The sequence below is a fragment of the Bacillus sp. KICET-1 genome (assembly GCF_027721405.1).
Classification (GTDB): Bacteria; Bacillota; Bacilli; order Bacillales; family Bacillaceae; genus Bacillus; species Bacillus velezensis.
On the sequence record NZ_CP113515.1, the window covers coordinates 2,608,936 to 2,628,996 of the forward strand.

26 protein-coding genes are annotated in these 20,061 nt (G+C 47.2%); 22 read left to right on the forward strand and 4 right to left on the reverse strand.

Annotated elements, in window-relative coordinates; translation table 11 throughout:
* Nucleotides 1–3 precede the first annotated feature (3 nt).
* Complete coding sequence (locus tag OVA33_RS13295; RefSeq protein ID WP_128974096.1) at nt 4–918, reverse strand: alpha/beta hydrolase; 915 nt, start codon at nt 916–918, stop codon at nt 4–6.
* A 122-nt stretch (nt 919–1,040) separates the two neighbouring features.
* On the opposite strand from OVA33_RS13295, the gene OVA33_RS13300 reads away from it, so the two are divergent.
* Nucleotides 1,041–1,265 carry a YqkE family protein gene (locus OVA33_RS13300; RefSeq protein WP_007409396.1) on the forward strand — a complete coding sequence of 75 codons (225 nt, stop codon included), beginning with the start codon at nt 1,041–1,043 and terminating at the stop codon, nt 1,263–1,265.
* A 32-nt stretch (nt 1,266–1,297) separates the two neighbouring features.
* Here OVA33_RS13300 and OVA33_RS13305 read toward each other — a convergent pair whose 3' ends face one another.
* Nucleotides 1,298–2,218, reverse strand: a complete 921-nt coding sequence (locus OVA33_RS13305; RefSeq protein WP_025649814.1) for an aldo/keto reductase — start codon at nt 2,216–2,218, stop codon at nt 1,298–1,300.
* 62 nt (nt 2,219–2,280) lie between these two features.
* The gene (gene mciZ / locus OVA33_RS13310) at nt 2,281–2,403 is read right to left on the reverse strand and encodes a Z-ring formation inhibitor MciZ (protein ID WP_003153315.1); all 123 of its coding nucleotides are present in this window, start codon (nt 2,401–2,403) and stop codon (nt 2,281–2,283) included.
* A gap of 78 nt (nt 2,404–2,481) precedes the next feature.
* Here mciZ and OVA33_RS13315 point away from each other — a divergent pair, with 78 nt between their 5' ends.
* Nucleotides 2,482–3,036, forward strand: a complete 555-nt coding sequence (locus OVA33_RS13315) for an NUDIX hydrolase (protein ID WP_003153317.1) — start codon at nt 2,482–2,484, stop codon at nt 3,034–3,036.
* Entirely contained in the window at nt 3,036–4,199 is a 1,164-nt protein-coding gene (locus tag OVA33_RS13320; RefSeq protein WP_017418076.1) for a TIGR00375 family protein, read from the forward strand. Before OVA33_RS13315 ends, OVA33_RS13320 begins: the two co-directional genes overlap by 1 nt.
* A 10-nt stretch (nt 4,200–4,209) precedes the next feature.
* Here the strand turns inward: OVA33_RS13320 and OVA33_RS13325 are convergent, their stop codons facing one another.
* Nucleotides 4,210–4,563, reverse strand: coding sequence for a helix-turn-helix domain-containing protein (locus OVA33_RS13325; RefSeq protein WP_003153320.1), 354 nt, complete (start codon nt 4,561–4,563; stop codon nt 4,210–4,212).
* 176 nt (nt 4,564–4,739) lie between these two features.
* Here OVA33_RS13325 and OVA33_RS13330 point away from each other — a divergent pair, with 176 nt between their 5' ends.
* The 19 genes from OVA33_RS13330 to spoVAC all read left to right on the forward strand — a co-directional run bounded on the left by OVA33_RS13330 (nt 4,740) and on the right by spoVAC (nt 20,058).
* On the forward strand, nt 4,740–5,729 hold the full coding sequence (locus OVA33_RS13330) for a type I asparaginase (RefSeq protein ID WP_003153321.1): 990 nt from the start codon (nt 4,740–4,742) through the stop codon (nt 5,727–5,729).
* A 37-nt stretch (nt 5,730–5,766) separates the two neighbouring features.
* Nucleotides 5,767–7,194 (forward strand): aspartate ammonia-lyase, encoded by a 1,428-nt coding sequence (gene aspA / locus OVA33_RS13335; RefSeq protein ID WP_003153322.1) that lies wholly within the window; start codon nt 5,767–5,769, stop codon nt 7,192–7,194.
* 141 nt (nt 7,195–7,335) lie between these two features.
* On the forward strand, nt 7,336–8,742 hold the full coding sequence (nhaC, locus tag OVA33_RS13340) for a Na+/H+ antiporter NhaC (protein ID WP_021494261.1): 1,407 nt from the start codon (nt 7,336–7,338) through the stop codon (nt 8,740–8,742).
* 12 nt (nt 8,743–8,754) lie between these two features.
* Nucleotides 8,755–10,068, forward strand: coding sequence for an NAD-dependent malic enzyme (locus tag OVA33_RS13345; RefSeq protein WP_007409402.1), 1,314 nt, complete (start codon nt 8,755–8,757; stop codon nt 10,066–10,068).
* A gap of 110 nt (nt 10,069–10,178) precedes the next feature.
* Entirely contained in the window at nt 10,179–10,469 is a 291-nt protein-coding gene (locus OVA33_RS13350) for a hypothetical protein (RefSeq protein WP_003153325.1), read from the forward strand.
* A gap of 56 nt (nt 10,470–10,525) precedes the next feature.
* Entirely contained in the window at nt 10,526–10,753 is a 228-nt protein-coding gene (locus OVA33_RS13355; RefSeq protein WP_012117898.1) for a hypothetical protein, read from the forward strand.
* Nucleotides 10,754–10,829: 76 nt separating this feature from the next.
* On the forward strand, nt 10,830–11,474 hold the full coding sequence (gene spoIIM / locus OVA33_RS13360; protein WP_007409404.1) for a stage II sporulation protein M: 645 nt from the start codon (nt 10,830–10,832) through the stop codon (nt 11,472–11,474).
* Nucleotides 11,475–11,586: 112 nt separating this feature from the next.
* On the forward strand, nt 11,587–12,036 hold the full coding sequence (fur, locus tag OVA33_RS13365; protein WP_003153330.1) for a ferric iron uptake transcriptional regulator: 450 nt from the start codon (nt 11,587–11,589) through the stop codon (nt 12,034–12,036).
* A gap of 114 nt (nt 12,037–12,150) precedes the next feature.
* On the forward strand, nt 12,151–12,378 hold the full coding sequence (locus tag OVA33_RS13370) for a YqzK family protein (protein WP_003153331.1): 228 nt from the start codon (nt 12,151–12,153) through the stop codon (nt 12,376–12,378).
* 7 nt (nt 12,379–12,385) lie between these two features.
* On the forward strand, nt 12,386–13,276 hold the full coding sequence (xerD, locus tag OVA33_RS13375) for a site-specific tyrosine recombinase XerD (RefSeq protein WP_007612347.1): 891 nt from the start codon (nt 12,386–12,388) through the stop codon (nt 13,274–13,276).
* 169 nt (nt 13,277–13,445) lie between these two features.
* Entirely contained in the window at nt 13,446–14,630 is a 1,185-nt protein-coding gene (deoB, locus tag OVA33_RS13380) for a phosphopentomutase (protein WP_015417748.1), read from the forward strand.
* Nucleotides 14,631–14,641: 11 nt separating this feature from the next.
* A complete protein-coding gene (locus OVA33_RS13385) occupies nt 14,642–15,460 on the forward strand; it encodes a purine-nucleoside phosphorylase (protein WP_003153340.1) in 819 nt (272 codons plus the stop codon).
* Between the two features lie 136 nt (nt 15,461–15,596).
* On the forward strand, nt 15,597–16,766 hold the full coding sequence (locus tag OVA33_RS13390; RefSeq protein WP_021494259.1) for a D-alanyl-D-alanine carboxypeptidase family protein: 1,170 nt from the start codon (nt 15,597–15,599) through the stop codon (nt 16,764–16,766).
* Nucleotides 16,767–16,861: 95 nt separating this feature from the next.
* Nucleotides 16,862–17,215: an anti-sigma F factor antagonist gene (gene spoIIAA, locus OVA33_RS13395; protein WP_007409411.1), complete on the forward strand. Its 354-nt coding sequence runs from the start codon at nt 16,862–16,864 to the stop codon at nt 17,213–17,215.
* Entirely contained in the window at nt 17,212–17,652 is a 441-nt protein-coding gene (gene spoIIAB / locus OVA33_RS13400) for an anti-sigma F factor (protein ID WP_003153347.1), read from the forward strand. The genes spoIIAA and spoIIAB overlap by 4 nt, the downstream gene beginning before the upstream one ends.
* 11 nt (nt 17,653–17,663) lie before the next feature.
* Nucleotides 17,664–18,431, forward strand: a complete 768-nt coding sequence (sigF, locus tag OVA33_RS13405) for an RNA polymerase sporulation sigma factor SigF (RefSeq protein WP_003153348.1) — start codon at nt 17,664–17,666, stop codon at nt 18,429–18,431.
* Nucleotides 18,432–18,557: 126 nt separating this feature from the next.
* Nucleotides 18,558–19,178, forward strand: a complete 621-nt coding sequence (locus tag OVA33_RS13410; RefSeq protein WP_007409412.1) for a stage V sporulation protein AA — start codon at nt 18,558–18,560, stop codon at nt 19,176–19,178.
* On the forward strand, nt 19,168–19,593 hold the full coding sequence (locus OVA33_RS13415) for a stage V sporulation protein AB (RefSeq protein WP_007409413.1): 426 nt from the start codon (nt 19,168–19,170) through the stop codon (nt 19,591–19,593). Before OVA33_RS13410 ends, OVA33_RS13415 begins: the two co-directional genes overlap by 11 nt.
* A 12-nt stretch (nt 19,594–19,605) precedes the next feature.
* Nucleotides 19,606–20,058: a stage V sporulation protein AC gene (spoVAC, locus tag OVA33_RS13420; RefSeq protein ID WP_003153353.1), complete on the forward strand. Its 453-nt coding sequence runs from the start codon at nt 19,606–19,608 to the stop codon at nt 20,056–20,058.
* Nucleotides 20,059–20,061 lie beyond the last annotated feature (3 nt).

Consider the following 20,061-nt stretch of genomic DNA (forward strand, 5'->3'; position numbering starts at 1 on the left):
TTTTTACGTTTGCGTCATGGTATCTAAAAAGGTTTGAACGGCTTTGCGGTAGCTCTCCGGATTTTTGGTGTACGACATGGCATGCCCGCCCGATTCGGCCAGATAGAGCATCTTAGGGCCGCGTTTTCTGCGGTGCAGCAATTCGGAAGAAGCGGGAGGTATATAATCATCTTCCTTACTGTGAATAAACAGCACGGGCTGCCGGATGCGGCTGATAACCGATAGAGGAGATACATCACGGATACGGTATCCTTCTCTCATCCGCAAAAAGAAATCAGCCAAAGGCAGAAGCGGCCACGGAGGCAGCCGGAACTCCCGCTTCAGCCTGTAGGCGAGCTGATCGCGAAAGCTTGCGAACGGACAGTCCGCAATATAAAAATCAGCGCCGTTTTCATCCTGATGCTCGCCCGCGTATAATAAGGCCGTCACCGCTCCCATCGATTCCCCGTGGATGCCGATTTGACCGCCGTCTCCGGTTTTGTGTCTCACCCAATTCACGGCTTCTTCCAAATCATCTTTTTCAAAATAGCCGTAGCTCGTCGTTCTGCCGCCGCTTTTTCCGTGCCCGCGGTGGTCATATACGAGCACATTCCAGCCTAAATCTAAAAATAAATCCATGTATTTCAATGAATTGAACGAATTTACGGTAACGCCGTGACAAATAATCATGGTGTTTGCCGTATGATGCGGGGCGACGTAAAAGCCTTTGATTTCATACCCGTGGCGTGACAGGATGACGGCCTCTTCTTTTTCCATGGCCTGAAAGGAATCAAATCTATCATGCCCGTCCGCCGTTTCTTTTTTCATGATATCTTCATCCGTCTTTTTCTTCATAAACATAATCAGATTCGTAAAAGCGAATCCGGCAGCCAAAAAGACTGCGCAAGCCGAACCGAACACCGCCAGCCATTTTTTCACACAGGCACCCTCCTTTAATATGAAAAATCCTTCCACCGGCTTTTTGGGACCGTGAACGTTGCCGGCCTCCGGCGCTCCGTGGTACACTTGCTTCACCATATTCAGATACGGGGGGCGTAATGATGAAAAAGCAGCTGCCTAAAGAAAAACACAGCTTAAAAGACGATCTGGAGGAAGATCTGAAGGCCAGGCTTTTGCAAATGAAAAGTGAGCTGAAGGAAGAAGACGAGAAAAAGCAGGCGCAGCAAAAGGCGGAACAAATCAGAAAACGAAAAGAAAAAGAAAAACATAAAAGCTTTGAAGAGCTGCTGAATGAAAGCAGTCTCGATTGGCACAAATATAAATAAACCGGCATCTGAAAAGGTGCCGGTTTTATTGTTTAAGAACGATGGGCTTCGTATACGTCCCGTTTTGTATGATATTGCAGGGCTTTGATTTCCTGGCTGCTTAAACGACGGGCCTCTGCAGCCGAACAGTTTTCTCTCAGCTGCTCAAGTGAGCTGGCTCCGGTGATGACAGAAGCGACGGCCGGCTGTGACAGCAAGTATTGAAGAGAAAGCTCCGTCATGCTCAAGTCAGGTGCGGCAGCGCTGATCGCTTTTTTGGTTTCTGCCAGTTCTGCAAAAGAATATGTTAAATAGCCGTTCTCTTTTACGCTTGCGGCCGCTTGATCAAGCGGTTTTTCCGTAAGAAGCCCTTTAGCGACAGGCCCTCTTGCGACTACGCTGATTCCGTTCTCCTCTAAAAGGGGAAGCCACTCCTCGGGGCGCCGGTCCAGCAGGCTGTATTGCATCATAACGCTGGTGATAGTTGATTTTTTTACATATTCTTTAATAACATTCGGACGAATCGAGGAAATGCCGTAATACCGGATGACACCTTCCTGTTTTAAGTCCTCAAATGCTTCGATCGTTTCGTCAATATGGTCTTCCATCGTGCCGCCATGCAGCTGATAAAGGTCGATATAGTCCGTTTTCAGCCGGCGCAGGCTGTTTTTGACCGCTTCTTTTATGTATCCTTTGGAAGCGTCCCAATGCCAGCCGTCTTTATCATCATTCCAGCGGTTTCCGGCTTTCGTGGCTAAAATGATGTCGTGCCTGCGGTTTTTGACGGCCTCCCCGACAATTTCCTCATTTCTGCCGAAATCATAAAGATCAGCGGTATCTAAATAATTGATTCCAAGCTCGATCGCTTCATCCAAAATAGACAGCGCTTTAGCTTTATCCGTACCCAGCGACATACAGCCGAGCCCGATTTCGCTTATTTCTAAATCAGAATGTCCCAGTGTGCGTTTTCTCATCGTTTCGCTCCTTTTTATAGTCTTTTATTGACCGTAATATAAAGGCGCGAAGTTTTCAACTGTTAAGGCCCGGTGATCCAATCTCCGACATAGCGGAATGTCCGTCCGTATTCTTTCAGTTTAGCCCGCACTTCCCACGCCTTTCCGACCAATACGATACTCTTATCCTTCCGGTACACCTTCAATCGAAAAGCACCTCCCTCTCATGCATGTATGATAAAATATATGAGGCATAATAGAGAGACAGAACGGGAGATGACATGATGAAACATTTAGAAGAAAAAACACTTGCGAAAAAAAAGCTGTATGACGGGAAAGTCATAGATCTTTACTTAGAGGATGTAGAGCTCCCGAACGGAAAAACAAGCAAGCGGGAAATCGTCAAACATCCGGGAGCGGTGGCCGTACTTGCGGTGACCGAGGAAGGAAAAATCATTTTGGTGAACCAGTTCAGAAAGCCGCTGGAACGGACAATCGTTGAAATTCCGGCCGGGAAGCTTGAAAAGGGAGAAGAGCCGGAACATACGGCGTTAAGAGAGCTCGAGGAAGAAACGGGATATACGGCGGAAACCTTGACGAAAATCACCGCTTTTTATACATCACCCGGGTTTGCTGATGAAATCGTGCATCTCTTTCTTGCGGAAGGGCTTTCGCCGCTGGAAGAAAAGCGCGAACTGGATGAGGATGAATTTGTCGAAGTCATGCAGGTCACGCTTGAAGAGGCCGTGAAGCTGATTGAATCCCGCAGGGTGTATGACGCAAAAACGGCGTACGCGATTCAGTATCTCCAGCTGAAAGAAGCGCTGAAGGAAAAATGATGAAAACCATCTATGCCGATCTGCATATTCATATCGGCCGCACCTATACGGGAAAACCGGTCAAAATCACCGGGGCCAAAACGTTGACGCTGCATCGGATTTTAGAAGAGGCCAGTGAGGGGAAGGGAATTGAACTATTGGGCATCATCGACTGCCATTCCCCGGAAGTCATAGAAGAAATCGAGCGCGGAATTGATGAAGGCAGATACCGTGAGCTGAAAGAAGGCGGCATCCGGTATCGGAATACGACGCTTCTATTGGGCAGTGAGCTTGAAATCTATGATCACACATGCCGCGGGCCGATTCACGTTCTCGTCTTTATGCCGTCTCTTGCCGAAATGAAGATGTTTTCTGAGTGGCTCGCAAAAAGGCTTAAAAATATCCATCTCAGTTCCCAGCGTATTTATGAAACCGGTTTGAATCTTCAAAGGAAAACAAAGGAATTGGGCGGGCTGTTTATTCCCGCCCATATGTTCACCCCGCATAAAAGCCTGTACGGAAAAGGGGTCATATCTTCTTTGACAGAAGTTTTCGACCCGGCGCTCATTGACGCGGCGGAACTCGGGTTAAGCTGTGACACCGACATGGCTTCGCGGGTAACGGAACTTGATCCGTATACATTTTTAACAAATTCTGATGCGCATTCCTTAGGAAAAATCGGCAGAGAATATAATGAAATGCTTCTTAAAGAAGCGAATTTCACGGAATTTTCGCTGGCTTTAAAAGGGAAGGACGGAAGAAAAATCACGGCGAATTACGGGCTGAACCCGAAGCTCGGGAAGTATTACCGGACGGCTTGCGACCGCTGCGGCGGCCCAGTGGAAAAAGGAGCTTCCGCCTGTCCGGAGTGCGGGGGGAAAACAATGACAAAAGGGGTCAGTGAACGGCTGGAGGAACTGAGCGGACCGAAAAAAAGCCGCGTGCCGCGGCCGCCGTATATTCATCAAATCCCGCTGCAGTTCATTCCGGGGGTCGGGCCGAAAACGTTAGACAAACTGAAGCGGGCTTTCGGGACGGAGATGGCGATTCTTCATCAGGCGCAAGAAGAGGAATTGGCGCGTGTCGTCCAGCCTAAAATAGCGGCTGTCATTCATAAAGCGCGCACCGGGCAGCTCGTCCTTGAGGCCGGGGGCGGAGGGACGTACGGCAGAATCAAGCCGTAAAAGCCGGATTTTAGCGGAGCTCCTCCTGCACCTTCTTTTTCGTGCGGACAAACGCAATCAATTCGATGATTTCATCCTGATTCAGCGGCTGTCCGTCAACGGTCAGTGTGCCGCGGCCTTGTGCGGCGTTTGTTAATTCGATGGTCTGGGTAAACGGCTCCGCCTTTTTTTCAGTGCGCCCCAGTAAATCGTCGCACGTCGTGTCAAACAGATCGGCAAGCGTGCCCAGCGCCTCGAATGACGGACGCCGGTATCCTGATTCATACCCGGCGTACGTGCTTTTGGCGATGCCGAGACGGTCAGCCGTATATTGAAGAGACCAATTTTTCTTTTTTCTCAGTTCAGTTAAACGATCTAAATTCATATTCAAAACCGCTCCTTTTCACTTGAGCAAATTATATCATATCGATATGCAAAAGTGTACGCGAATTGAATAATAATCACTTGATTAATTTCAATCGTCTGTCTATAATTTGATTAAAAGTATGCGAAAAGCGAATGCTTAACACATCTTGAGAAATGGATGAAGAGGTGCAGGGTATGAAAAAATTATTGCTGTTAACAACCGGAGGAACAATCGCCTCAGTCGAAGGAGAAAACGGGCTTGCACCCGGGGTGAAAGCAGACGAATTGTTAACCTACGTATCAAAACTTGATAACGATTACACGATGGAAACCCATTCGTTAATGAACATCGACAGCACAAATATGCAGCCTGAATACTGGGCCGAAATCGCAAATGCTGTCAAAGAAAAATATGACGCATATGACGGGTTCGTCATTACGCACGGTACAGACACAATGGCTTATACATCAGCGGCACTGTCTTATATGCTTCAGCATGCTGATAAACCGATCGTCATTACGGGTTCGCAAATCCCGATTACATTTCAAAAAACCGATGCCAAAAAAAATATCACGGACGCGATCCGCTTCGCATGTGAAGGGGTGGGCGGCGTATACGTCGTATTTGACGGCAGAGTCATTCAAGGCACACGCGCCATTAAATTAAGAACGAAAAGCTATGATGCATTTGAGAGCATTAACTATCCGTATATCGCGTTTATTACCGAAAACGGAATTGAATACAACAAACAAGTGCACATGCCAAAAGACGATGCCTTTACGGTCAATACCTCACTTTGCACGGACGTGTGCCTGCTCAAGCTCCACCCGGGGCTGAAACCGGAAATGTTTGACGCATTAAAGGGCATGTACAAAGGGATCGTCATTGAAAGCTACGGCAGCGGCGGCGTGCCGTTTGAAGGAAGAGACATTCTCGCCAAAGTCAATGAAATGATTGAAAGCGGCATTGTCGTCGTCATTACGACACAATGTCTTGAAGAAGGAGAGGACATGAGCGTCTATGAAGTCGGCCGAAGAGTCAATCAAGATCTCATTATCCGCTCCAGAAATATGAACACGGAAGCCATCGTGCCGAAATTAATGTGGGCGCTCGGCCAGTCTCACAACTTGGCTGAAGTCAAAAACATTATGGAGACACCGATCGCAGACGACGTTGTACTGTAAAAACATGACTACCACAAAGAGAAAGTAGGGTTTTAGCATGACAAACGCGCAAAAAGAATATCGTCAGGAAAAAGATTTCCTCGGAGAAAAACAAATTGAAGCTGATGTGTATTACGGAATACAAACGCTGCGCGCGAAAGAAAACTTTCCGATTACCGGATACCGCATCCACGAAGAAATGATTAATGCGCTCGCCATCGTCAAAAAAGCGGCGGCGCTTGCCAATATGGATGTAAAACGGCTGTATGAAGGAATCGGAAATGCGATTGTCCAGGCCGCAGATGAAATTCTCGAGGGGAAATGGCATGACCAATTCATCGTCGATCCGATCCAAGGGGGAGCCGGAACGTCCATGAACATGAATGCCAACGAAGTAATCGGCAACAGAGCGCTTGAAATCATGGGGCATAAAAAAGGTGAATACATTCACCTCAGCCCGAACACACACGTCAACATGTCACAATCGACGAACGACGTGTTCCCGACGGCAATCCATATTTCCACCTTAAAACTTTTGGATAAGCTCCTTGATACGATGGCGCATATGCTGAGTGTCTTTAAGGATAAAGCGAAACAATTTGATTCTGTCATTAAAATGGGGCGCACACACCTTCAGGACGCTGTGCCGATCCGTCTCGGACAGGAATTTGAAGCATACAGCCGCGTGCTCGAGCGTGACATAAAGCGAATTAAACAATCCCGCCAGCATCTGTATGAAGTCAACATGGGGGCAACGGCCGTAGGTACGGGACTTAACGCCGATCCGCGCTACATAGAACAGGTTGTAAAGCACCTGGCTGACATCAGCGGACTGCCGCTTGTCGGCGCCGGCCATTTGGTTGACGCCACACAAAACACTGATGCGTATACGGAAGTTTCAGCCGCATTGAAAGTATGCATGATGAACATGTCTAAAATCGCCAACGATCTGCGCTTAATGGCTTCAGGTCCGCGCGCGGGACTTGCGGAAATTTCACTGCCCGCCCGTCAGCCGGGATCATCCATTATGCCTGGGAAAGTCAACCCTGTAATGGCAGAGCTGATCAACCAAATCGCCTTTCAGGTCATCGGGAATGACAATACGATCTGCCTCGCTTCAGAAGCGGGCCAGCTGGAGCTTAACGTAATGGAGCCGGTACTCGTATTTAACCTGCTTCAATCCATCAGCATCATGAATAACGGGTTCCGTTCATTCACCGATCATTGTCTGGCGGGAATTGAAGCCAACGAAAAACGTCTGAAGCAATACGTGGAAAAAAGCGTCGGCGTCATTACAGCGGTCAATCCGCACCTCGGGTATGAAGCGGCTGCGCGAATTGCCCGTGAAGCAATCATGACGGGGCAATCTGTAAGAGATCTTTGCCTTCAAAATGATGTACTGACAGAAGAAGAATTGGATATCATTTTGAATCCGTATGAAATGACAAAACCGGGAATTGCCGGAAAAGATCTATTAGAAAAATAAATTTTAAAGCAACAACAGCCGCCTTTTCACGTTTTTTAGTGAATAGGCGGTTGCCATACAAAGGGATGAGGCAGTATAGTATAATTTGTTATATCATTTGATGAAAGCGTTTTAGCTTTTTTCTTCTAGGGGGATTTTCTTGTGAAAGAGGCCAGATTGCCAAATTTATTGGAAATAATTATCTTATTATTCGGGTTTTTAGCACTTGTCTTATCGTTCACAGTGTTTTTAGACCTGCCGATCCAGCTAGCTCTATTAATATCCTGGTTTTTCGCTATTATTCTCGGAGTCAGGCTGGGATATTCATATAAAGACTTGCAGGATTCGATTGTCACCGGGATATCAAACGGTCTTGAAGCGGTATTGATTCTCGTTTCGGTCGGTGCACTCATCGGGACATGGATTGCCGGCGGCGTTGTGCCGACGTTAATTTATTATGGTTTAGAGTTTATTAATCCTCATGTTTTCCTTCTGGCTACACTGGTTATTTGTTCCGTTATGTCCGTTGCGACCGGAACGTCGTGGGGAACCGTGGGAACCGCGGGGATCGCCATGATTGCTATCGGAGAGGGAATGGGTATACCGCTTCCGATCGTAGCGGGAGCCGTTTTGTCCGGCGCTTACTTCGGAGACAAGCTTTCACCGCTGTCTGACAGTACAGTGCTTGCCTCCACGCTTTCTAAGGTGGATGTGCTGTCACACGTCAGAGCGATGATGTATCTGTCAATTCCGTCCTATATTATTACGGCCATTCTATTTACCGTAACGGGATTTATATACGGCGGAAAAAATATTGATCTCGACAAAGTGGAATTTTTAAAATCTTCATTGCAGAAAACGTTTGACATTCATATATGGATGCTCATTCCGGCTGTTGTCGTCGTTGTCCTTCTGATTTTGAAAAAGCCGTCTATGCCCGTTATTATCATCGGTGCTTTGCTTGGCGCAATCTGGGCTTCCGTCTTTCAGGGAATGAATTTTGCCAGTGCCATCGCGACTGCTTATAATGGTTTTTCTATTAAAACGGACGTCGAATTTTTAAACGGCCTGTTAAACCGCGGAGGCATTACCGGTATGCTGGATACGTTAGTCGTTATCCTGTTCGGTCTTGGTTTTGGAGGAATTCTTGAGAAGCTCGGCGTATTAAAAGTGATTGTCTCAACTTTTGAGAAAAAGCTGACCACACCGGGAAATGTAACGCTTTCGACATTGATCGTCGCCCTTTTAGGAAACATTTTCGGCTGTGCGATGTACGTGTCATTGATTCTGACGCCGAAAATCATGGAGAACAGTTATGATAAACTGAAACTTGACAGAAGAGTTTTATCCCGGAACGCAGAGGTGGGCGGCACGCTTACTTCAGGGATGGTGCCGTGGTCTGATAACGGCATCTATATGGCCGGCATTCTCGGCGTATCCACATTTTCTTATCTGCCGTTCATGTGGCTCAGTTTTGTATCTATCGGACTGGCAATATTGTACGGATACACGGGGAAATTCATTTGGTACACGAAAGAAAAATCCTTACAATCTCAAAAATTGGGTTAGGAGGTTCATTTCATGATTACAAAGCATATGATTCGGACGTTAATGATTGAAACGCCGACTGTTCCCGGAAATCTCGGAAAAGTGGCAACCGCCATCGGAGTGATGGGCGGAGATATCGGGGAAGTTGAAACCGTTAAAGTCGGCCCGAACTACACAATGCGCAACATTACGGTGCAGGCTGAAAATGAAGAGCAGCTACAGGAAATCATTCAAGCCATTGAAGCTCTCGGTGAAGGCATCCGGCTTCATACAGTCTCAGATGAAGTGCTCTCTGCTCATGAAGGCGGCAAAATTCAGATGAAAAGCAAAATGCCGATCCGGACATTGGCTGAGCTTGGCCGTGTTTATACGCCGGGCGTCGCCGATGTGTGCAGACTGATCGAAAACGAGCCTGAAAAAGCATCCATCTATACGACAATCAGCAATTCTGTCGCCATTGTCACCGACGGCACGGCGATTCTCGGCCTCGGCAATATCGGCTCTGTCGCCGGAATGCCCGTAATGGAAGGGAAAGCCGCGCTTTTTGACCAGCTGGCGGGTATCAGCGGAATTCCGATTTTGCTCGATACCTCTGATCCGGAAGAAATCATTCGCACGGTAAAACATATTTCTCCGGGGTTCAGCGGAATTCTGCTTGAAGATATCGGTTCGCCCCACTGCTTTGACATTGAAGACCGCCTGAAAGAAGAACTGGACATTCCGGTTATGCACGATGACCAGCACGGCACGGCGGTCGTCACGCTCGCCGCCGCCATTTCCGCTTGTAAAAGCGCCGGTCTTGATTTAAAAGAAGCGAAGGTCGGTCAGATCGGTCTCGGCGCGGCAGGCGTCGCCATCTGCCGCATGTTTATGGCATACGGAGTCAAAGCGGTCTGCGGAACGGACAAGTCAGAAGACGCAATGAACCGCCTCGCTCAGTACGGAGGTCAGCCGCTTGGAAGCATCAAAGAATTAATGGACACGTGTGACATTGTGATCAGCACCACAGGAGTTCCGGGTCTCATTAAAAAAGAGGATGTCAGAAAAGGACACGTCATTCTGGCTTTATCTAATCCGAAGCCGGAGATTGAACCGGAAGAGGCATTACAAGCCGGAGCCGCTTATGCAGCTGACGGCCGTTCAGTCAATAATGTTCTCGGCTTCCCGGGGATTTTCCGCGGCGCGCTGAACGCCAAAAGCAAGAAAATCGACCATGAAATGCTTGTGGCGGCCGCAGAAGCCATCGCCTCTTGCACAAAACACGGCGATCTCGTGCCTCAGCCTTTGGATGCGGACGTGCATCAGGCCGTATCAGCAGCCGTAGAACGGGCCGCGGCAGGAAAATAAACAACTCTTACAGTACCGGACATGTGCCGGTGCTGTTTTTTTCATGAATAGGAAGCGGAATTCTTAGGCAGGCTAACAGATAGCAAAAGACGGAAAAAAGAGGTGGCAATGTGGATTATTTTCCGCTGATCCATACAAATATTTGGGATGCTGTGATCGGCGTGCCGGTCGTCTTATGCGTTACACAGCTGATCAAAGTGTTCTGCCGGGTTCCGGGCATATTCGTTCCCACGATTGCCCTTGCTGCCGGAAATGTTGTGTCTATCGTTTTCGGTCATCATGAACACGTGTATGCGGGGATTTTTATGGGGTTTTTTTACGGATACGCCGCAATGGGGAGCTATTCATCTGCCAAAACGTCTCTGCGCGCTTACCGGTCGAAACATGAGCCGTATTCATGAACACATCTGGATTTTTTTGTTATGATAAAGAAAAGGGAAAAAGGAGCGATTGGCACATGGCGAAGAGCAAAACGAAAAAAATGCGGGAGCATCTCAAAAGAAACGGGATGCGTGACGCAGTCCTGTCAAGGGGGACGGCGCCGTCTTTCAGCACCCATGAAAGAGTGACGAAAACCAAAAAAGACAGGCTTGAAAGAATAAAGCATAAAAAAAGGAACCCCTATGATCACCGGAGTGATGACGGGGGTTCTTTTTTTATGCCGGAATCTCGCGCCTTTCTATGATTTCTCTGTCATGTTTTCTCTTTTCTTTCATACAATCTACTAAATCAAGTCAATAGATTAGCGGGAGGAAAGCGGTATGAGAAAACAATCGTACAAAGAACTGTTTTTTCGCCATGTAAAGGATCATCTGTCACTTTATATATTTGTGTTCGTCTTGTTTTTGATGGGGGTCATTTTCGGGGCGATCATCGTCAACAGCATGACCATCACGCAGAAAGAAGATCTGTATTACTATTTAAGCAAGTTTTTCGGACAGCTGTCTGACGGAAAACATGCCGGCGCTTCAGAAATGTTTTGGCAGGCCGTCTTTCATGATGTAAAATATTTGGGGCTGATGTGGATTCTCGGTATTTCCGTGATCGGTCTTCCGGTTATTTTCATTATGGTGTTCTTAAAAGGAATCGTCGTCGGCTTCACGGTCGGTTTTTTAGTGAATCAAATGGGGATGAACGGGTTTTTCCTGTCATTTATTTCGGTTCTGCCGCAAAACATCGTTCTCATTCCGGCATATCTTATCATGGGGACATGCTCCATCGCTTTTTCACTGAAACTGATCCGGCAGCTGTTTGTCAAACGCAGCCTTCATGACGCGCCGATCCAATGGTTCGGACGTTACGCCTTCGTACTGATTCTCATCGTTTTCTTCTCGGTCATCGCTTCGCTGCTCGAAGCGTACGTGTCTCCGCTGTTTATGGAAAAGCTGTCTTCACGCATATTTTAGAATGATTATCACAAAATAATACTTTTATTTATCAGTTTATAATAATTATAGTTGGAACTCTGCGCGTATTTTGTTATAATGAGTCATGGAATGCGGCGTAGGAGGGAAAGACATGGAAAACCGTATTGATCGAATTAAAAAGCAGCTGCACTCGTCAAGCTACAAGCTTACGCCACAGCGGGAAGCAACGGTAAGAGTGCTGCTTGAAAACGAAGAAGACCATTTAAGCGCAGAAGATGTATACCTCCTCGTAAAAGAGAAATCTCCTGAAATTGGTCTCGCTACAGTATACCGTACATTAGAATTATTAACAGAATTAAAAGTCGTTGATAAAATTAACTTCGGGGACGGCGTATCCCGCTACGACCTTCGCAAAGAAGGCGCGGCTCACTTTCATCACCATTTGGTGTGCATGGAGTGCGGAGCCGTCGATGAAATTGAAGAAGATCTGCTTGAAGACGTTGAAGAAGTGATTGAACGTGATTGGAAATTTAAAATTAAAGATCATAGATTGACTTTTCACGGAATCTGCCACCGCTGCCGCGGGGATGAAACAGAGTAAAAGCCTACGAACCTTTTCTGCCAGGAAAGGGTTTTTTGCTGTTTTTATGTATAAAAGCCTTTGAAATTGGCATAAGGTGTACTAACAGCCGCCAAAGAAAGGGTCGATAGAAAGATGGGCAGATTCTTAAAAACAGCCGCGGATACGATCAAAGTGTTTATACTGTTCACAGGTTTTACCGCGCTGTTCTATTATGCTATGATATGGGTGAATTCAGAGTATGAAAACTATCATCGGTACGATAAACCGGAAGGCTCCGCCGTCAAAGTGGCCAAAACGGAACATGAGGAGAAAGACGGCTGGTTCGGCCGATTGATCTTTTTTTACCAAAACGGGGAGTAGATCGAGAGTGAAGGATCAAATTAAGGATTTCATCCATTACGTGAGGGTTGAAAGAGGGCTGTCCCAAAATACGATGATGTCCTATGAGCGTGATCTGAAAAGTTATTCTCTCTTCTTAACTGAAAGCCTTCAGATCACTTCATGGAATGATGTGACCCGTCTTCATATTATTCAATATTTAAAGCATATAAAGGACTCCGGGAAATCCGGCAAGACGTCTGCCAGGCATTTGGCGTCAATCCGGTCTTTTCATCAATTTCTGTTAAGGGAAAAAGCCGCGGATAAAGATCCTTCGGTACATATTGAAACACAAAAAACAGAGCGGACGCTTCCGAAAGTATTGGCGCTTCACGAAGTTGAGCGGTTATTGGACACGCCTAAGCTTGACAGCCCGTTCGGTCTCAGGGATAAAGCCATGCTTGAACTGCTGTACGCGACCGGCATCAGGGTCAGCGAGATGATCGAGCTGAAATTATCCGACGTCCATTTGACGATGGGATTTGTCCGCTGCTTCGGAAAAGGGCGGAAAGAGCGGATTGTGCCGATTGGTGAAGCCGCTTCTCATGCGATAGAAGCGTACATTGAAAAAGCCAGAGGGAAATTATTAAAGAAAAACGTAACCGAAGCGCTTTTTCTGAATCATCACGGCAGGCAGATCAGCCGTCAGGGATTCTGGAAAAACCTGAAAAAAATCGCCCTTGAAGCGGGGATTAAAAAAGAGCTGACACCGCACACGCTCCGGCACTCCTTTGCAACGCACCTGCTCGAAAACGGGGCGGATCTGCGCGCCGTGCAGGAGATGCTCGGACATGCCGATATTTCCACGACGCAAATTTATACGCATGTGACGAAAACAAGGCTGAAGGACGTGTACAAACAGTATCATCCGCGCGCTTAGGAGCCGCTGCCAGAGGGGCCGCGGCTTTTTTTTGCCGGATTGGCGGAATACAGAGAAGGTTCTAATTATTTGAATCGGCATTGTCAACGAGAATGTAAACGGTTTATACTTGAGTTGTCTGACCTCTGTAAGCTACAATGGACAAATGGAAGAAAAGGAGGCTTTTATGATGTCTGAATACAAATATAACCGGGTATTTTTGATCGTAATGGATTCTGTCGGAATCGGTGAAGCGCCGGACGCCGCCGATTTTAATGATATAGGCGCAAATACGCTCGGACACATCGCAGAGCACATGAACGGCTTACATATGCCCCATATGGCGCAGCTCGGTCTCGGACTGATCGGAGACATTAAGGGCGTGGAAAAAACGGAGCACCCTCTTGCGTACTACGGAAAAATGCAGGAGGCGTCAAACGGGAAAGATACGATGACGGGGCACTGGGAGATTATGGGCCTCTACATTGAAAAACCGTTTAAAGTGTTCCCGGAAGGATTTCCGGATGAACTTCTTCAGGAACTTGAGCGGCGTTCAGGACGGAAAATCATCGGAAATAAGCCGGCTTCAGGCACGGCGATTCTGGACGAGCTCGGAAAAGAACATATGGAAACGGGTGCGCTGATCGTTTATACATCAGCAGATTCCGTGCTGCAGATTGCGGCTCACGAAGATGTCGTTCCGCTTGACGAGCTGTACAGCATCTGTGAAACGGCAAGAGAACTGACGCTTGATCCGAAGTACATGGTCGGCCGGATTATCGCAAGACCGTTCGTCGGAGAACCGGGCAGCTTCAAACGCACGCCGAACCGTCATGATTATGCGCTCAAACCGTTCGGCCGCACGGTAATGAACGGAATGAAAGACAGCGGATTAGACGTCATTTCCATCGGCAAAATTTCTGATATTTATGACGGAGAAGGCATTACATCTTCCCGCCGCACGGTATCTAATATGGACGGCATGGACAAAGTGATTGAAACGCTCGGTGAAGAGTTTACGGGCCTGAGCTTTGCCAACCTCGTTGATTTTGACGCGCTGTACGGACACCGCCGCGATCCGGAAGGGTACGGAAAAGCGCTCGAGGAATTCGACGCGAGGCTTCCGGAAGTGTTTGAAAAAATGAAAGAAGACGATCTGCTTATCATCACTGCGGATCACGGCAATGATCCTGTCCATCACGGCACGGATCACACGCGGGAGTATGTGCCGCTTCTTGTTTACAGCAAAAAGCACAAACACACTGAACAGCTGCCGCTTGCGGATACATTTGCCGATATCGGCGCAACCATTGCGGATAATTTCAAAACGGAAAAGCCGGAATACGGAAAAAGCTTTTTATCAAGATTACAGTAGGGGGACTTTTTTTGAAACAAAAGATCGAACGTGCTGCTGCATTTATTAAAGAACACGTGAAAGAAACACCAAAGATCGGTCTGATTTTAGGGTCAGGGCTCGGCGTATTGGCCGATGAAATTGAAGGAGCTGTCAAGCTTACATATGAAACGATCCCTGATTTTCCGGTCTCAACGGTAGAAGGCCATGCCGGCCAGCTTGTGATGGGAACGCTTGAAGGCGTGCAGGTCATCGCGATGCAGGGCCGCTTTCATTACTATGAAGGCTACTCAATGGATCAGGTCACATTTCCCGTCCGCGTGATGAAAGCGCTCGGCGTTGAATCTCTCGTCGTGACGAATGCAGCCGGCGGTATCAACACTGAATTCCGCGCCGGCGATCTGATGATTATTACAGACCATATCAACTTTACGGGCACCAACCCGTTAATCGGGCCGAACGAAGCTGAATTCGGAGCGAGATTCCCGGACATGTCAGAAGCCTATGACAAAGAGCTGTCAAGCTTGGCTGAAAAAACGGCCGATGAGCTGGGCATTCCTGTTCAAAAAGGGGTGTATACAGCTGTTACGGGGCCGTCTTACGAAACGCCTGCTGAGGTTCGGTTTTTAAGAACGATGGGTTCTGACGCTGTCGGCATGTCGACCGTGCCGGAAGTCATCGTCGCCAACCACGCGGGGATGCGCGTGCTCGGCATCTCATGCATTTCCAACGCGGCGGCAGGTATTCTTGACCAGCCGTTATCCCATGAAGAAGTAATGGAAATGACGGAAAAGGTAAAAGGCGGCTTTTTGAAGCTTGTAAAAGCCGTAGTCGCACGATCTCAAAAATAAGTCAGCATCAGTCAGCTGTTTCTTCGGAAGCAGCTGTTTTTTTATGCACTCAACACGAAACATTTTCCAGATGAGGCGTATAAAACCACCGGATTTGGAAAAAATAAAAAGGATTATGAAATGGAGGGCTTTGGAGATGAAACGTCTTATATCCACTTTGTTGATTGGCATTTTATTAACGGCATCAGCACCGTCCGCTTTTGCAAAGCCGGACGGAAAACATACATCGGAGCTCGCTCATGAAGCCAAAAGCGCCGTGCTGATTGAACGCGATACGGGAAGCATTCTTTATAACAAGAACAGCCGGGAGCGTCTGGCGCCGGCAAGCATGACAAAAATCATGACCATGCTTTTAATCATGGAAGCGCTTGACAAAGGGAAAATAAAGATGAGCGATAAAGTCAGGACGAGTGAACATGCCGCGTCCATGGGCGGATCACAGATTTTCCTTGAACCCGGAGAAGAAATGACGGTAAAAGAAATGCTCAAAGGAATTGCGATAGCTTCCGGAAATGACGCATCCGTCGCAATGGCGGAGTATATCGCCGGTTCAGAAGAGGATTTCGTCAGCCGGATGAACAAAAAAGCAAAAGAATTGGGATTGAAAGATACCTCCTTCAAAAACCCGACGGGACTGCCAGAAAAAGACCATTACAGCTCTGCTTATGACATGGCGAAAATGGCGAAGGAATTATTAAAGTATGATAAAATCACTCAATTTACGGGAACGTATGAGGATTATTTAAGAGAAAATACAGACAAAAAGTTCTGGCTCGTCAATACAAACCGGCTGATCAAATTTTATCCGGGTGTAGACGGCGTGAAGACGGGCTTTACAGGCGAAGCGAAGTATTGTTTAACCGCCACCGCTAAAAAAGGAAATATGAGGGTCATTGCTGTTGTTTTCGGAGCCAGCACTCCGAAAGAAAGAAACGCCCAAGTGACCAAAATGCTTGATTACGCCTTCAGCCAGTTCAAAACACACCCGCTGTACAAACGGGATCAAATCGTCGGAACGGTAAAAGTAAAAAAAGGAAAACAGAAACTGGTTAAGCTGACCACATCTGAGCCGATTTCTCTTCTGGCCAAAAAGGGAGAGAACATGGACAAAGTAAAAAAAGAAGTGAAAATCAACGGCAATGTAACAGCTCCGGTTAAAAAAGGAGAGGTGCTCGGCAGCCTCGTTCTGAAAAAAGACGGAAAGGTGCTCGTTGAAAGCCCGGTCACGGCAAAAGACGACATGGAAAAAGCGGGTTTTCTCACTTTTCTGAAGCGCACGATGGGGGATTGGACAAAATTTAAATAATCGTGGCGAACGGGCACTAGTTTTGTCATAGTGAAGGAATTGCTTTCCCGAAAATCGAAACACTCATTATCCGATCATATCAAGGAGGAATGAGCATGAGCCTTGGAATTGACTTTCATGTCAAAGAATCCGTGCTTTGTATTCGATTAACAGGTGAACTCGACCATCATACGGCAGAATCATTAAAACAAAAGGTTACTGAATCGCTGGAGGCTGACGGCATCCGTCACATCGTGCTGAACCTTGAAGATCTTACCTTCATGGACAGCTCCGGCCTCGGCGTGATTTTAGGGCGTTATAAACAAATTAAACAGCTCGGCGGAGAAATGGTCGTGTGCGCGATTTCGCCCGCGGTGAGACGTCTGTTTGACATGTCCGGCCTGTTTAAAATCATCAGGTTTGAACAATCAGAACAAAAAGCGCTTTTAACGTTGGGGGTGGCATCATGAAAAACGAGATGCATCTTGAATTTTCAGCCCTCAGTCAGAACGAATCGTTTGCGCGCGTAACAGTTGCTTCTTTTATCGCACAGCTCGACCCGACGATGGATGAGCTGACGGAAATCAAGACCGTCGTATCAGAAGCGGTAACAAACGCGATCATCCACGGCTATGAAGAAAACTGCGACGGAAAGGTGTACATCTCCGTTACGCTGGAGGATCATGTCGTCTATCTGACCATACGTGACGAAGGCCTCGGGATCACGGATCTTGAGGAAGCGCGCCAGCCGCTCTTTACGACAAAACCCGAGCTTGAGCGCTCCGGAATGGGCTTTACCATTATGGAAAACTTTATGGATGATGTCACGATTGATTCCTCGCCGGAGATGGGAACGACGATACGCTTAACAAAACACCTATCAAAAAGCAAAGCGCTTTGTAATTAAGGAGATTTGTTATGGATGTGGAGGTTAAGAAAAACAGCAAAAACGCGCAGCTCAAGGACCATGAAGTCAAAGAATTAATCAAAAAGAGCCAAGAGGGCGACCAGCAGGCAAGAGACCTCCTCATAGAAAAAAACATGCGTCTTGTGTGGTCCGTCGTTCAAAGGTTCTTAAACAGAGGCTATGAGCCGGACGATCTGTTTCAGATCGGCTGTATCGGATTGTTAAAATCCGTTGATAAATTCGATTTGTCCTATGATGTCCGTTTTTCAACTTATGCCGTGCCGATGATTATCGGAGAAATCCAGCGCTTCATCCGCGATGACGGAACCGTCAAAGTTTCAAGATCTTTAAAAGAGCTCGGCAATAAAATACGCCGGGCGAAAGATGAACTGTCAAAAACATACGGAAGAGTGCCGACCGTCCAGGAAATCGCGGACCATTTAGAAATTGATGCGGAGGATGTGGTGCTTGCGCAGGAAGCGGTGCGGGCGCCTTCATCCATTCATGAGACCGTGTATGAAAATGACGGAGACCCGATCACCCTGCTTGATCAGATCGCCGATCATTCAGAAGAGAAGTGGTTTGACAAAATCGCCCTCAAGGAAGCGATCAGTGATTTGGAAGAACGGGAAAAACTCATTGTCTATCTGAGATATTATAAAGATCAGACACAGTCGGAAGTAGCCGAACGGCTCGGGATTTCCCAAGTCCAGGTATCGAGGCTGGAGAAAAAAATATTAAAGCAGATTAAAGTGCAGATGGATCATACGGAAAGCTGACCTTTTACGGGCCGGCTTTTTTTATTTGTGCATCGGTGGTAATTTATGGTCTTTTGCCGCTGATGAATGAGAACAAAAGTGAACCGCATACTACATATATAACCACCCGAAAGATGGTGATGCAAGATGGAAAGACGAATATTTCTCAGACTTCGCCACCGCGTGAAGGCTCATACCGGAGATATCATCACAATCGGCGACGCCGCGCAGATCGCGGGACAGCAAAAGCTGAAAAAAAAACTGTCGGCACTGCCGCTGTATAAGGTCACGAAAAAAGACAAAAATATCGTCGTGCTGGACATCATAAAAGTGCTGAAAACCATTCATACCGCTTTTCCCGCTCTTGATGTACAGACCGTCGGCGGCGCTGAAACGATAGTGGAAATCCATTACCAGAAAAAGCAGCTGTCAGCCGTTTTGTTCGTCGGTGTCTGGCTCCTGCTTTTTATCGGTTCATGTCTTGCCATTATGAATTTTCATGAAGATGTCAGTATGAGAGAAGTTCATATCGCCTTATATGAAATCATAACGGGCGAACGGAATGAATATCCGTATCTGCTTCAGATTCCATACAGCATCGGCCTCGGTCTCGGTATGATCGTCTTTTTTAATCACATCTTCAAAAAACGCCTGAATGAAGAGCCAAGCCCGCTGGAAGTCGAGATGTTTAATTATCAGCTTGATCTCGATCATTATGTCGCAATGCACGAAAATGAAGAGACGATGAAAGATCTGCATGATCGTTAGCATTCTTTTCGTTATGTTTGTCGGGCTTGGCGGAGGGCTGACCGTGGGAGCGGGCTTTGTGGCTTTTTTAACCGTTATGGGAATCATCCCCCGCCTTATGCAGCTGACAAAAACAATGCGCTTTGTACAGGCCTACGAAGGAGCTGTTATTTCAGGAGCTGTGTTCGGCGGCTGGGAAACCTTAAATATGAATCATTTTTTTTTATCTGAATGGCTGGCCGTTCCGGTCGGGCTTTTGGCCGGCATGTTTGTCGGCATGCTGGCCGCCGCGCTTACAGAAGTGCTGAATGTGCTTCCCATTCTTGCCAAACGGATCGGCTTCGGCAGCAAAATCATCATATTGCTGATGGCCATTGTGTTCGGCAAAATAGCCGGCTCTTTATTTCATTGGCTGTATTTTATCCATCATTCATAAGGAGGAACCGACGTGACAAACTTAAAAGAAAATTACAAAACAAAAGTGAAAGACTATCAGCCGAAACCGCCATATGTTTGGAATTGCGTCAAAGCCTTTCTGATCGGCGGTTTGATCTGTCTGATCGGGCAGGCTCTTCAAGACTTTTACATCCACTTTTTTAATTTTAATGAAAAAACAGCGGGCAACCCGACGGCCGCCACTCTTATTTTAATTTCCGCTCTTTTGACCGGATTCGGCATTTATGACAGACTCGGGCAGTTTGCCGGAGCGGGTTCAGCCGTGCCGGTGACGGGTTTTGCAAACAGTATGACAAGCGCGGCTCTGGAACACAGAAGTGAAGGACTCGTGCTCGGAGTAGCGACAAACATGTTTAAATTGGCGGGAAACGTCATTGTATTCGGCGTCGTGGCAGCCTATATCGTAGGCCTGATACGGTTTGCTTGTGAAAAACTGTTTTCGTAGGAG